Below are 13180 nucleotides of genomic sequence, written 5' to 3' on the forward strand. Positions count from 1 at the left end.
TTGATGGAGCTAGCATAGCACGGCGGATGGGGCTAGGGCAGGCGGCGGTACAGCCTGAAGCGTTCCTGGCGGTCCGAGGCGCGGCGGCCTTCCCACAGCTGCTCCCAGTGCGGCGCCCGGTATTGCGGCGCCAGTTCCACGCTGTCCTCGACGCGGATGTTATCTTGCAGCAGCAGCACGGCGCAGCGCTGATCCGATTTGCCGAAGGGCAGCTTGCCGAAATAGACAAAGGAAGCACGTTGCGCCGGCGCCACATTGGTTTCCACGCAGCCCGCCCCGGCCGGCAGCGCGGCGGCGGCCTGGCGCGCCACGGTGGCGTAGCTCTTGCTGTAGTTGGCGGCCGGCAGGAACAGGGTCATGGCCAGGATCCACACCAGGATCAGGCCGCCGGACGACAGCACCACGGCGCGCCACAGCACCGCCGGCTGGCGCGACAAACGCCAGTGCACCAGCATGAACCAGCCCACGGTGGCGCAGAAGGCCACCAGCACGGCCGGGGCGCGGAATTCGGGATGGAAGCCGGGCACCAGCTTGAGCGCGTTGTGCGCCGCCTTGGCGGGCCAGCCGGTCAGCATGGCGCTCCAGAACAGCCACAGGGTGGCCGCGCACAGGGTCAGCACCATGACCGAGAACCAGTCGATGGCGTTGATGGCGCCGCGCTTCATGGTCAAGAGGCCGAAGGCCGCCATGATGGCCAGCGGCGGCAGCAGCAGCAACAGCTGGCCCTGCTCGGGCGCCGGATGGCACAGGGCCAGCAGGGTGGCCATGCCGGTGAAGGTGACCGGCACCACGATGTGCAGCACGCGGCGCTGGCGGCGCCAGGCGTACACGGCCCAGGCGGCAAAGGGCCAGGCCGGCCAGAAGAACCACACGCCCACGCGCAGGAAGTAGCCCAGCGACTGCGGCGTGGGCAGGGCGATCTGCGCGTAGTTCCACTGCATCCAGGCCGACAGCTGGGCGTCGCCGTGGGTCAGCACGGCCGGCAGCAGCCACGGCATGGTGGCCAGCGCGCCCACGCCGGCCGACACGGCCAGGTGGCCCAGGGTGCGGCCGGCCGGCATGGCCAGGAATTGCGAGCACAGGAACAGGGCCAGCACCAGGAATGCCGGCGCCAGCCAGCCGCGGGCCAGCACCATCAGGCCGAGCGCCAGGCCGATCAGGGCGGCGTTGCGCACCGAGGGCAGTTCCATGTAGCGCACCGAGCGGTACAGCAGCAGCGACAGCAGCGCCACCTGCAGCGGCTCGGCGGTGGTGACGTGGCTGTGCACCAGCAGGCCCAGGCAGCCGAGGTAGATCAGGCTGGCCGCGTCGGCCAGGGTGCGGCCGAAGTCGTCCGGTTCGGGCTGGCCGCCGAAGGCCAGTTTCAGGGGCTGGGCGTCCTGGCGGCGGCCCAGCGCAAAGGTGACGTACCACAGCGAGAGTACGCCCAGCAGGAACACGATCACGGTGGACACGCGCGCGGCCAGCACGTCGCCCAGCAGCCAGCCGAACAGCTTGATGCAGGCCGCGCCCAGCCAGAACGCCAGCGGGCCCTCGTCGGGCATGGGCAGGCCGGCGATATTGGGCCACAGCCAGTCCTGCATGCTGCCTTGCGCCATGGTCCACATGATGCCGAAGCTGGCGGCGTCGTCGGCCTTCCAGGGCTCCCGGCCGATCAGGCCCGGCAGGATGTACAGCAGGCCCAGGGCGTAGATGGCCCAGCGGGGCAGGGCGAGCGTGGCGGCGGCGGGCAGACGGACAGGCTTCATCGGCAGTGGCGCAAAAAGGAGTGAGTATGAATGAAAAAAAGGCAGCCGTAGCTGCCTTTTTTCGTGCACTGGGGCAGATTAGCCTGCAGCGACGGAAGTCTTGGAACCGACGGTACCGAATTTCTGGCGGAATTTCTCAACGCGGCCAGCGGTGTCGACGATCTTGTGCTTGCCGGTGAAGAACGGGTGCGATTCAGCCGACACCTCGATCTTGACCAGAGGGTATTCTTTACCTTCGTGCTCGATCTTTTCGCGGGTCTGGATGGTCGAACGGGTGATGAACTTGAAGTCGCACGACAGGTCGTGGAACACTACTTCGCGGTAGTCTGGATGGATTTCTGGTTTCATGTGCTTCTTTCGAATGGGTAGGTAGCCAAACAGCACTTCGTCGGTCGTCCAGCTTCTTGACCCGATTGCCGCTCACTTGCCAGTGGTTAAAAACAACCGTCGATTATACAGCGGATAAAAAAAAGCGGCAAGCCGGAGGGGCTTGCCGCTTTGGCATGTGCGCGTTGGCGGGTTACGGCGCTATGCGCCTAACCCGCCCTACGGTGCCGCGAACGTGCATGTGGCCGATGCTTAGCCGCCGCGGTGAAGCAGGGGTTTCGCGTGGCACAGCCGCGCGCCTGCGGAACGGCTTGGCCCTGCAGGGCCAAGCTCCTTGCGCGGGCCAGGGGATTTATCCCCCGCGCCGCATCATGTCGAAGAATTCCATATTGGTCTTCGTGGCCTTCATCTTGTCGAGGATGAACTCCATCGCCTCGATCTCGTCCATCGAGTACAGCAGCTTGCGCAGGATCCAGATCTTCTGCAGCTGGTCGGCCTTGATCAGCAGTTCCTCGCGGCGGGTGCCGGACTTGTTCAGGTTGATGGCCGGGTAGACGCGCTTTTCGGCCAGGCGGCGCTCCAGGTGCACCTCCATATTGCCGGTGCCCTTGAATTCCTCGTAGATCACGTCGTCCATGCGCGAGCCGGTTTCGATCAGCGCGGTGGCGATGATGGTCAGCGAGCCGCCTTCTTCGATGTTGCGCGCGGCACCGAAGAAACGCTTCGGACGCTGCAGCGCGTTGGCGTCCACACCGCCGGTCAGCACCTTGCCGGAGGCAGGGATCACGGTGTTGTAGGCGCGCGCCAGGCGGGTGATGGAGTCCAGCAGGATCACCACGTCTTTTTTCATCTCGACCAGGCGCTTGGCTTTTTCCAGCACCATCTCGGCGACCTGCACGTGGCGGGTGGCCGGTTCGTCGAAGGTGGAAGCCACCACTTCGCCGCGCACCGAGCGCTGCATCTCCGTTACTTCCTCCGGACGCTCGTCGATCAGCAGCACGATCAGGGTCACGTCCGGGTGGTTGGCGGTGATGGCGTGCGCGATGTGCTGCAGCATGACCGATTTGCCGGACTTCGGCGAGGCCACCAGCAGGCCGCGCTGGCCCTTGCCGATCGGCGAGATCAGGTCGACGATGCGGCCGGTGATGTTCTCGGCGCCGTTCATCTCGCGCTCCAGGCGCAGCGGCTCGTTCGGGTGCAGCGGCGTCAGGTTCTCAAACAGTATGCGGTGCTTCGAGGCTTCCGGCGATTCGCCGTTCACCTTGTCTACCTTGACCAGCGCGAAATAGCGCTCGCCGTCTTTCGGCGTGCGCACTTCGCCTTCGATGGAGTCGCCGGTGTGCAGATTGAAGCGGCGGATTTGCGAAGGCGAGATATAGATGTCGTCGGTCGACGCCATGTAGGACGCGTCCGGGGAGCGCAGGAAGCCGAAGCCGTCCGGCAGCACTTCCAGTGCGCCGTCGCCGAAGATCTGCTCGCCGGACTTGGCGCGCTTCTTCAGGATGGCGAACATCAGTTCCTGCTTGCGCAGGCGGGCCGCGTTGTCGATGTCCAGGCCGATTGCCATCTCCAGCAGGGCGGAGACGTGTAAGGCCTTCAGTTCAGATAGATGCATATGTGTGAGTGTCCCGTGACGGGAAGAAAAAGGTAGGGGAGGGAACTGCGTGGGGTTGATCAAAACGGTAACGGCATGGCCCGCGATGGGTCCGTTACCGGCCAAGCAGGCGGTGCTGCGGGCGCAGCGCCGCCTATCTTACTTAAATATTGCTGTCGATGAAAGAGGTCAGCTGGCCTTTTGCCATCGCGCCGACTTTTTGTGCTGCCGGCACGCCGTTCTTGAACAGGATCAGGGTCGGGATGCCGCGGATGCCGAACTTGGCCGGCACCGCCTGGTTGGCGTCCACGTCCAGCTTGGCGATGGTCAGCTTGCCGTCGTATTCCTTGGCCACTTCTTCCAGGATGGGGGCGATGCTCTTGCAGGGACCGCACCACTCAGCCCAGAAGTCGACCAGCACGGGACGGTCGGATTTCAGCACTTCGGCTTCGAAGGATGCGTCGGAGATGTGTTTGATATTTTCGCTCATGTTTTTCCCTCGGTGGGGGTATGGGTTAGTTACGCCTGGATGATTATGCCACTGTAGATGGATATCGTCTTGACGCTGCCGGGTTACAGGCCGCAGATGGAGACGCTTTCCATGAATTCAACAGATGCCCTAAATGATGGCAAGAGGATAACAGGCGGGAGATGAATCAAATAATAACGCATTTTTGCCGCCTGTGCGGAAAATGCTGTTGTGGCTCGCAGGCAACACTCAGCGGCGCCGTCACGGGCCGCGGCGCGCCAGGGCCTGCGCCACCAGTTCGCCCAGCGCGGCCGGCGCCACCGGCTTCCGGCAGGCGCCCAGGATGGCCAGGCCCTGCGCCATGGCCAGGCGCTCGGCCGCGCGCAGCACGCCGGCGTCCATGCCCGACAGCAGCACCACGGCGCCCTGGTAGTGGCCCTCGGCCACCAGGCGCAGGAATTCGATGCCGTCCATGTCCGGCATGGACAGGTCGCACACCAGCAGGTCGCGCGGCGCCTGGCCCACCAGGGCCAGCGCCGCCTTGGCCGAGGTGGCGCTGGCCACGTCGACGCTGCCGAGCCGCTCGCTCAGGTCGTCCAGCATGTCTTCCAGCAAGGCCAGCATGAAGGGGTCGTCGTCCAGCAGCAGCACGCGCAGCGGCGATGCGGCCGCAGCGCCTGGTTCTTGAGTACTCATAGTTAATTATCGTTGGCGAAAGTGGTGTTGTTCATGATGACTTCGGTGACCCGCTCCAGCAGCGGCCACAGGCCGGCCGCGAGCGCGCGCGCCTGCGCCAGCTGCTGTTCCGGCGCCAGCCCGTCCTGCGGCAGCTGCTCCAGCGCCAGGCAGATCTCGGCCAGGCCGAGCGCGCCCACGGTGCGCGCCGAGGACTTGATGCGGTGCCCCAGCTCGCGCACCCGGGCCACGTCGCCGCGCGCCAGCGCGCTGTCGATCTCGTCGAACCCGTCCTGCGTGGTCTGCAGGAACTTGAAGGCGAACTTGCGGATCTTCTGCGGATTGTAGCCGAGCAGCTGCGCCAGGATGGACAAATCGATCACCGCCGGGTCGCCCGCCAGGGTGGGCTTGAAGGCCGGCACGCGCGGGCGCGGCGGCGGCGCCACGGTGCCGGGCGGCGGCTGCGGGCCGCCATGCCCGGCGCGCTGGGCCGGCAGCCAGTTGGCGATGGTCTGGTACATCAGCGCCGGCTGGATCGGCTTGGAGATGAAATCGTCCATGCCGGCGTCCAGGCAGCGCACCCGGTCTTCGCTGGTGGCGGTGGCGGTCATGGCCAGCACCCGCAGCGCGGCCAGTTCGGGGTCGGCGCGGATGCGGCGGGTCGCCTCCAGGCCGTCCATCAGCGGCATCTGCACGTCCATCAGCACGCAGTCGAAGCTGGCCTGGTGCAGCAGGGCCAGCGCCTCCTGGCCGTTGTTGGCCAGGCATACCGAGCTGCCGGCTTCCTCCAGCATTTCCAGCGCGATCTGCTGGTTGAAGGTGTTGTCCTCCACCAGCAGGATGCGGGCATCCTTGAGCGAGGCCATGACGGCGGCGGTGCGCGCGCTGGCCAGCAGCTCGGCGGCCGCGTCGCTCACGCTGCTGATCAGCTCCGGCACCGCGCGCGGCGACACGCCCAGGCGCGCCGTGAACCAGAAGGTGCTGCCCTGGCCGGGCGTGCTGCGCACGCCCACCTCGCCGCCCATGAGCTGGGCCAGCTGCTTGCAGATCGCCAGGCCCAGGCCGGTGCCGCCGTATTCGCGCGTGGTGGAGGTGTCGGCCTGCTGGAAGGACTGGAACAGCTTGCCCATTTCCTCGTCCGACAGGCCGATGCCGTGGTCGCGCACCTCGAAGCGCACCAGGCAGTGCGAGGCGTCGCTGACGGCGTTGACCACCTTCACCACGATGTGGCCCTGCTCGCTGAACTTGATGGCGTTGTTGGTGTAGTTGATCAGCACCTGGCCCAGGCGCAGCGGGTCGCCGCGCAGCACCGGCGGCAGGCTGGGGTCGATCTCGAACATCAGGTTCAAGCCCTTGCCGGCCGCCTTGGGCGCCACCACCGTGGTCAGGGTCTGGATCACATGGTCGAGCGCGAAATCGACCTGCTCGATCTCCAGCTTGCCGGCCTCGATCTTGGAGATGTCGAGGATGTCGTCGATGATGCCCAGCAGGTGCTCGCCGGCGAAGCGGATCTTCTCCAGGTAGTCGCGCTGGCGCGGGTCGAGGTCGGTCTTCAGGGCCAGGTAGGCCATGCCGATCACGCCGTTCATCGGGGTGCGGATCTCGTGGCTCATATTGGCCAGGAACTGGCCCTTGGCCAGGCTGGCTTCCTCGGCCACCTGCTTGGCCTGGTCGAGCTGCTCGGTGCGCTGGGCCACGCGCTCCTCCAGGTGCTCGTTCAGTTCGCGCAGCGCCTGCTCGGCGTGCTTGCTGTCGGTGATGTCGATCGACATGCAGATCAGGTAGGCCGGCTTGCCGCGCTCGTCGAACACCGGGTTCTTGAACGTGCGCAGGTGGCGCAGGTCGCGCAGCGTGGGGTTCCACACGGTTTCTTCGTAGTCCAGCATGACGCCGCCGGCGAAGGCGGCCGCGTCGCGCGCGCGGAAGGCGGCCAGCTCGTCGGGCGAGTGGAAGGCGCTGTCGTCGCCGCCCATCAGCTCGTCGAAGCGGTAGCCGAACTGCGCCTCGCAGGCCGGGTTCATCAGCAGGAAGCGGCCGTCCGGCGCCTTGATGAACAGGCCGGTGGGCATCATCTTGATGATCTCCTGCAGGCGCTGCTCGCCCTGGCGCAGCGCGTCCTCGCTGCGCTTGCGGTAGCTGATGTCGGTCAGGCTGGCCACCGCCATCGGCGTGGCGCCCAGCTCGTCGCGCATGGGTTCGGCGTTCACTGACAGCCAGCACTGGCTGCCGTCGGCCTGGCGCACCCCCATCACCACCCCGCGCACCGACTGGCCGGACACCAGGGCCAGGTAGACCGGGTGCTCGTCGCGCGCGAACGGCAGGCCGTCCTCGTGCACGCCGGGCCACAGGCCGGCGCCGGGGTGGGCCGCCGCGCCCAGCATGCGCGCGGCGGCCGCGTTGCTCTCCAGGATAAGGCCGTCGCCGTTGAGCACCACCAGGCCGTTGGTGACCGCGTTGAACACCGAGGCCATGCGGCGGCTGGAGTTGCGCAGCGCCTGGTCGGCCAGGCGGCGGTCGTTGATGTCGGTGATCATGGCCAGGGTGCCGGCGTAGGCGCCGCTGTCGGCGTTGACCAGGGTGGTCGAGAGCAGTCCCCACATCGGCGTGTGGTCCTTGCGGAAGAAGCGCACGTCGCCCTGCTCGGCCTGGCCGGAGCTGCGCCGGCGCTGGTGGCGCAGCAGCAGCGCCTGGCCTTCCTCGTCCATGAATTCGCTCATCGGCCGGCCCAGCATCTCTTCCGTCTCATAGCCCAGCATGCGCGCCATGGTGGGGTTGACGTAGGTGGTCTTGTCGTCGGCGCCGGTCATCCAGATGCCTTCGGCGGCGGTCTGCACGATCAGGCGGTAGCGCTCCGAATTGGCCTGCAGCGCTTCCTCGGCGCGCTGTCGCTGCGTCATGTCGCGCAGCGACAGCACCGACAGGCCCTGGCCGGCCATCTGGATCGGCGCCAGGTGCACCATGGCCGGGAAGTGGCTGCCGTCCTGGCGGCGCGCGGTGAGCACCCGCCCGGGCAGGCCGGGGCGGGTGAACAGTTCGCGCGGGCGGCCCGGCGTGCTGCGCATGGTGTCGGGCACCAGCAGCTCCATCGACAGGCCGGCCATCTGCTCCGGCGCGGCGTAGCCGAAGCACTGGGCGCAGGCGGCGTTGGCCTGGCGCACGTGGCCGTGGCGGTCGGCCAGCATCATGGCCGCCGGCGTCGCTTCCAGGATGGCCGCCACGCGCGCCTCCTCGGCGGCGGTGCGCTCGCTGATGTCGCCCAGGGTGCCGGTCATGCGCAGCGCGCGCCCGGTGCTGTCGCGCGCCACCACCATGCCGCGTCCCAGCACCCATTTCCAGCTGCCGTCGCGGCAGCGGATGCGGAATTCGCAGGATAGCGCGGTGCGCTCGGCGGCGCCGGGTGCGCTCGCGGCCGGGGACGGGCCGGCGCCCGGTGCCGCCGGCGCCATGAATTCGTCGCTGACGCGGGCCTGGTCGTCCGGATGCACCAGCGCCATCACTTCCTGCGCGGTGGGCTTGAACTGGGCCGGGTCGTAGCCCAGGATGTCGCAGTAGCGCGGCGACAGGGTCAGCGCGTCCTCCTGCGGCAGCCAGTCCCACACGCCGTCGCCGGTGCCTTCCAGCGCGAAGCTGGTCAGGCGCTCGGCCTTGCGGGCGCGGTCCTCGGCCGCCGCCAGGCCGGCCTTCAGGCGGCGCACGCGCAGCGCGCCGGCCGCCGCCAGCAGCAGCGCCAGGATGGCTGCGCCGGCGCCGTACTGCCAGGCCATGCTGTCGGTGGGCGGCTGGTACAGGAAACCGTCCAGCGGGAAGTTGGCCGGCATCATGCCCAGGCCGGCGTAGGTGTCGGCGATGGCGCGCCAGCGCGCCGGGTTGCTGTAGCCCAGCTCGATCAGGCGCTGCTCCAGCAGCGGGATGGTCTGCTGCGCCTCGGACATCAGGTGCTCGCGGCTGTGGCTGTTGGGGTAGCGCGCGCGGATCAGGTCGGCGATCTCGCCCGGGTGGGCCATGGCGTATTGCCAGCCGCGCAGGGTGGCCGCGCGCATGGCGGCGGCGCGTCTGGGATGTTCGCGCAGTTCGCTTTCCGTGGTGTACAGGTTGTCGCCGTAGAAATCGATGCCGGCCGCGCGCGGGGACAGCACCTCGTAGCGCACATTGCTGCGGTCGAGCACATAGGACGCCTCCGAGGTGTAGGCCGACATGGCGTCCACCCTGCCGTTGACCAGGTCGTCCAGGTTGTAGCTGTGCGGCAGGCTGTGCAGCCGGTCCAGGTCCACGCCTTGGTGCTTGAGGTAGGCCAGCAGTTCTTCATTGCCGGGGGCCAGCATGACGCGCTTGCCGCGCCAGTCCGGCGCCTGGCCGCTCTCGGTGCGCCGCAGGAACAGGGCCGAGGCCGAATGCTGGAACACGGACGCCAATACCACCACCGGCTCGCCGGCGGCGCGCTTGAGCAGCAGGGCGCTGTTGCCCACGCCGTACTGCGCCTTGCCTTCCAGCACAGCCTGCGCCGGGTCGGCGCCGGGCTGGGCCTCGCGCAGGGTCACGTCCAGCCCCGCTTCGCGGTAATAGCCCTTGTCCTGCGCCGCGTAATAGCCGGCGAACTGGAACTGGTGCAGCCATTTCAGCTGCACCGTGATGGGTTCGGCCGCGCCGGCGCGCGCAGCCAGCAGACTGCACGCCAGTGCGCAGGCCAGTGCGGCGGCCCGGCGCAGGCCGGGCAGGCTGGGCTGGCCGGGGGGCAATCTGGACTGAGGACGGCGATGCAGCAAGAGCTTCCCTTTCGCAAATGCTAACGGGGCGCTGCCCCTTCTTTTCCAGTCAACTATAGCATCGAAAATTTGCCTGTAGGGTTTACTTTGTGGCCGCTGGGCATCGGTTTTTCGCCGGCCGCCACCGTGCGGCCATGGCCGCCCCGGCCTAGGCGAAGCTGCCGGCGAACTGGTAGCGGTGGCCGGGGTGCCACATGGTGGCGATGGAGGCCACCTGGCCGGCCGAGCGGGTCTGGCGTTTGAGCACCAGGCAGGGCTGGCGGGTGTCGATGGCCAGCATGTCGGCGATGTCGCGCGGCGGGCTGAGCGCTTCGATGCTGTAGGTCGCCCCTTGCAGGGGCGCGGCGGCCATCAGGTACTCGTTGGGCGTGATGGCGGCGAAGTCCTGGCTCATGTAGAGCGGCGCGCAGGCCGGGTTGACCCAGCGGTCCTCCACCTGGATCGGCACGCCGTTCTCGAAGTGCACGATCACGGAATGGAACAGCACCGAGGCCGGCGCCAGCTCGAACTGCTTGGCCAGCAGGTCGCCGGCCTTGCTTTGCTCCAGCAGCTGCAGGCTGCTGCGGTGGGCGTGGCCGCGCGCGCGCACCTCGTCGGCGATGCTCTTGATTTCCAGCAGCGTGGCCTGGTATTTTTGCTGCGCCACATAGGTGCCGGAGCCCTGGCGGCGCGTCAGCACCTGCTCGGCGGTGAGCTCGCGCACGGCGCGGTTGACCGTCATGCGCGAGACGCCGAACTGCTTGACCAGCGCCTGCTCGGACGGGATCACATCGCCTTCCTTCCACACGCCGGCGGCGATCTGCGCCAGCAAATGGTCCTTGATGCGCTGGAAAATGGGGGTGGGGTCGGCTGCCTGTGCTTGGTTCATGTCCAGATTTTAATTCAAAAGCAAGAGCCGGGGTGTGGCGATCTTGGCGGCTGGCTACCATGGCCCCATAATGAAACCACTTCGGAGCAGGCCATGAACACCACCTTCAAGAACGACGACGAACGCTGGGCCGCCGTGCAGCGGCGCGACGGCGAGGCCGACGGCCAGTTTTACTATTCCGTGCGCACCACCGGCGTGTACTGCCGCCCGTCCTGCGGGGCGCGCCCGGCGCTGCGCCGCAACGTGGGCTTCCACGCCAGCACGGCCGAGGCCGAGGCGGCCGGCTTCCGCCCTTGCCTGCGCTGCAAGCCGGACCAGCCGCCGCTGGCCGAGCGCCACGCCGCCATGGTGGCGCAGATGTGCCGCCTGATCGACGCGGCCGAGAGCGAGCCGGACCTGGCCAGCCTGGCCGAGGCCAGCGGCATGAGCCGCTTTCACTTCCACCGCATCTTCAAGGCCCAGACCGGGCTCACGCCCAAGGCTTACGCTGCCGGCGTGAAGCAGCGCCGCATGCAGGCCGGCCTGGCCGGTCCCGGCAAGCAGGCCAGCGTCACGGACGCCATCTATGCGGCCGGCTTCAACTCCAGCGGGCGCTTCTACGCCCAGTCGTCCGGCGCGCTGGGCATGACGCCGAAAGCCTACCAGGCCGGCGGCAGCGGCGCGGCGATCCGCTTTGCCGTGGCCGAATGCTCGCTGGGCGCCATCCTGGTGGCCAGCACGGACAAGGGCATTTGCGCCATCCTGATCGGCGACGACCCGGACGAGCTGGCGCGCGACCTGCAGGACCGCTTCCCGAAAGCGGAGCTGATCGGCGCCGAGCAGGACTACGAGCAGGTGGTGGCCGCCGTGATCGGGCTGGTGGAAGCGCCCGAGATCGGCCTGGCGCTGCCGCTGGACGTGCGCGGCACCGCCTTCCAGCAGCGCGTATGGCAGGCCTTGCGCGAGATTCCCGCCGGGCAGACTGTCAGCTATGCCGAGCTGGCCGAGCGGGTAGGGCTGCCCAGCGGCGCGCGCGCCGTGGCCGGGGCATGCGCCGCCAACGCCATCGCGGTGGCCATCCCCTGCCACCGCGTGGTGCGCAACGACGGTTCGATTTCCGGCTACCGCTGGGGCGTTGAGCGCAAGGCCGCCCTGCTGGAACGCGAGGGGTCGAAATGAGCGCCGGCCAGCCGCAGTCCGCCGTGCCGTCCCTTGCCGCCGAGGCGCCGCCTGGCTCCCGCATGGCGGGCCCGCTGCCCCGCCATGCCGGCGGGCCGGACCCGCGCGCCTTCGCCGGCCTGCCCGGGCGCTGCGGGGCGCTCGACTGGCCGCGCATCGCGGCCGACCTGGATGCCCACGGCTGCGCCATCGTTCCCGGCCTGCTGACGCCCGAGGAGTGCATCCGCCTGGCCGGTGCCTACGCCAAGCCCGAGCTGTTCCGCAGCCGCGTGGTGATGGAGCGGCACGGCTTCGGCAAAGGCGAATACCAATACTTCGCCTACCCGCTGCCGGGCCCCATCGCCGATCTGCGCACGGCCTTGTACGGGCCGCTGGCGCACATCGCCAACCGCTGGTACGCGGCCATGCAGCTCGAACCGCGCTTCCCGGCAGAGCATGACGCATTCATTGCCCGCTGCCACGCCGCCGGCCAGGTCCGCCCCACGCCCCTGCTGCTGCAGTACCGCGCCGGCGACTACAACTGCCTGCACCAGGACCTGTACGGCGAGCACGTCTTCCCGCTGCAGGCGGCGGTGCTGCTGTCCCGGCCCGGCGCCGACTTCGACGGCGGCGAGTTCGTGCTCACCGAGCAGCGTCCGCGCATGCAGTCGCGCGCCGAAGTGGTGCCGCTGGAGCAGGGCGGCATGGTCATCTTCCCCGTGTTCCACCGCCCCGTGGGCGGCACGCGCGGCGTCTACCGCGTCAACATGCGGCACGGCGTGTCCCGCCTGCGCAGCGGCGCGCGCCACACCCTCGGCATCATCTTCCACGACGCGGCTTGAGCGCCGGCCCTGGACGGAAGGGGGGTGGCATGGGGTATCGCTCCCAGCCTTGTACCCGATGGCTTCGTCAGGGCAGCTCGCCGCCGGAGAACGGGTCGATGGAGTAGGGGTGGCATTCATGCAGGAAGCCTTCCTGCGCCGCCACCCGCTCCAGCCAGGCCGTCACGTGCACGAACTCCGCCAGCGGCAGGTTGGCCTCCTCGGCGCGGTGCGTGTACGCGTACACCGACATGTCCGCGATGGTGTACGCATCGCCCGCAATGAAGGCCCGCGTGGCCAGTTCCCGGTCCAGCATGCGCAGCGCCCTGAGCGAGCCTGAGCGCTTCATCGCCACCAGCTCGGCGGGGCGGCGTTCCAGCTTGCCCGTCATGGTCCAGTGGCGCAGGGTGGCGATGGCGCCTACATAGTCCTGCTCGAACGACATCCATTGCATCACCCTGGCTTGCCCGAACGCATCCTGCGGCAGGTAGCGCGTGCCTTGTGCAAGATAGGACAGGATGGCGTTCGACTCCGCCAGCACCCGGCCGTCCTCCAGCCGCAGGGCCGGCACCGCCCCGGTGGGGTTCACCGCTAGGAACGCCGGACGCTGGCCCTCGCCCTCGAAAATACTGATGTACTCGGAGCGGTAGGGCAGCTGCAGGTGCTTGAGCAGCAGGCGCACCTTCCAGGCATTCTGGGAAGGCAGGTAATCGAACAGGGTCAGCATGGTTTTCTCCTATGGCACACGGCAAAACCGTATTGGACCAGCGTGCAAACT

General features: G+C 68.2%; 10 protein-coding genes. 2 read left to right on the forward strand and 8 right to left on the reverse strand.

The window, feature by feature from the left end; translation table 11 throughout:
* Nucleotides 1-32: 32 nt before the first annotated feature.
* The 7 genes from ASC94_RS24500 to hutC form a co-directional block, all read right to left on the reverse strand.
* Nucleotides 33-1748, reverse strand: coding sequence for a glycosyltransferase family 39 protein (locus ASC94_RS24500; RefSeq protein ID WP_056402096.1), 1716 nt, complete (start codon nt 1746-1748; stop codon nt 33-35).
* A 78-nt stretch (nt 1749-1826) separates the two neighbouring features.
* Nucleotides 1827-2096 carry a type B 50S ribosomal protein L31 gene (locus tag ASC94_RS24505; protein WP_056402099.1) on the reverse strand — a complete coding sequence of 90 codons (270 nt, stop codon included), beginning with the start codon at nt 2094-2096 and terminating at the stop codon, nt 1827-1829.
* 331 nt (nt 2097-2427) lie between these two features.
* Nucleotides 2428-3690, reverse strand: coding sequence for a transcription termination factor Rho (gene rho, locus ASC94_RS24510; RefSeq protein WP_056402102.1), 1263 nt, complete (start codon nt 3688-3690; stop codon nt 2428-2430).
* A gap of 142 nt (nt 3691-3832) precedes the next feature.
* Nucleotides 3833-4159, reverse strand: a complete 327-nt coding sequence (gene trxA, locus ASC94_RS24515) for a thioredoxin TrxA (RefSeq protein WP_056402105.1) — start codon at nt 4157-4159, stop codon at nt 3833-3835.
* 240 nt (nt 4160-4399) lie between these two features.
* Nucleotides 4400-4834 (reverse strand): response regulator, encoded by a 435-nt coding sequence (locus ASC94_RS24520; RefSeq protein WP_056402108.1) that lies wholly within the window; start codon nt 4832-4834, stop codon nt 4400-4402.
* Between the two features lie 2 nt (nt 4835-4836).
* On the reverse strand, nt 4837-9576 hold the full coding sequence (locus ASC94_RS24525) for a PAS domain S-box protein (RefSeq protein WP_157201570.1): 4740 nt from the start codon (nt 9574-9576) through the stop codon (nt 4837-4839).
* A 148-nt stretch (nt 9577-9724) separates the two neighbouring features.
* A complete protein-coding gene (gene hutC, locus ASC94_RS24530; RefSeq protein WP_056402114.1) occupies nt 9725-10444 on the reverse strand; it encodes a histidine utilization repressor in 720 nt (239 codons plus the stop codon).
* A gap of 93 nt (nt 10445-10537) precedes the next feature.
* On the opposite strand from hutC, the gene ada reads away from it, so the two are divergent.
* Together ada and ASC94_RS24540 are read left to right on the forward strand one after the other, a co-directional pair.
* On the forward strand, nt 10538-11602 hold the full coding sequence (ada, locus tag ASC94_RS24535) for a bifunctional DNA-binding transcriptional regulator/O6-methylguanine-DNA methyltransferase Ada (protein ID WP_056402117.1): 1065 nt from the start codon (nt 10538-10540) through the stop codon (nt 11600-11602).
* A 62-nt stretch (nt 11603-11664) separates the two neighbouring features.
* Nucleotides 11665-12423: a 2OG-Fe(II) oxygenase gene (locus ASC94_RS24540; RefSeq protein ID WP_082616830.1), complete on the forward strand. Its 759-nt coding sequence runs from the start codon at nt 11665-11667 to the stop codon at nt 12421-12423.
* A gap of 67 nt (nt 12424-12490) precedes the next feature.
* Here the strand turns inward: ASC94_RS24540 and ASC94_RS24545 are convergent, their stop codons facing one another.
* A complete protein-coding gene (locus ASC94_RS24545; protein WP_056402120.1) occupies nt 12491-13129 on the reverse strand; it encodes a glutathione S-transferase family protein in 639 nt (212 codons plus the stop codon).
* Between the last annotated feature and the right edge of the window lie 51 nt (nt 13130-13180).

Origin of the sequence: Massilia sp. Root418 (assembly GCF_001425265.1) — a bacterium.
Taxonomy (GTDB): domain Bacteria; phylum Pseudomonadota; class Gammaproteobacteria; order Burkholderiales; family Burkholderiaceae_D; genus Rugamonas.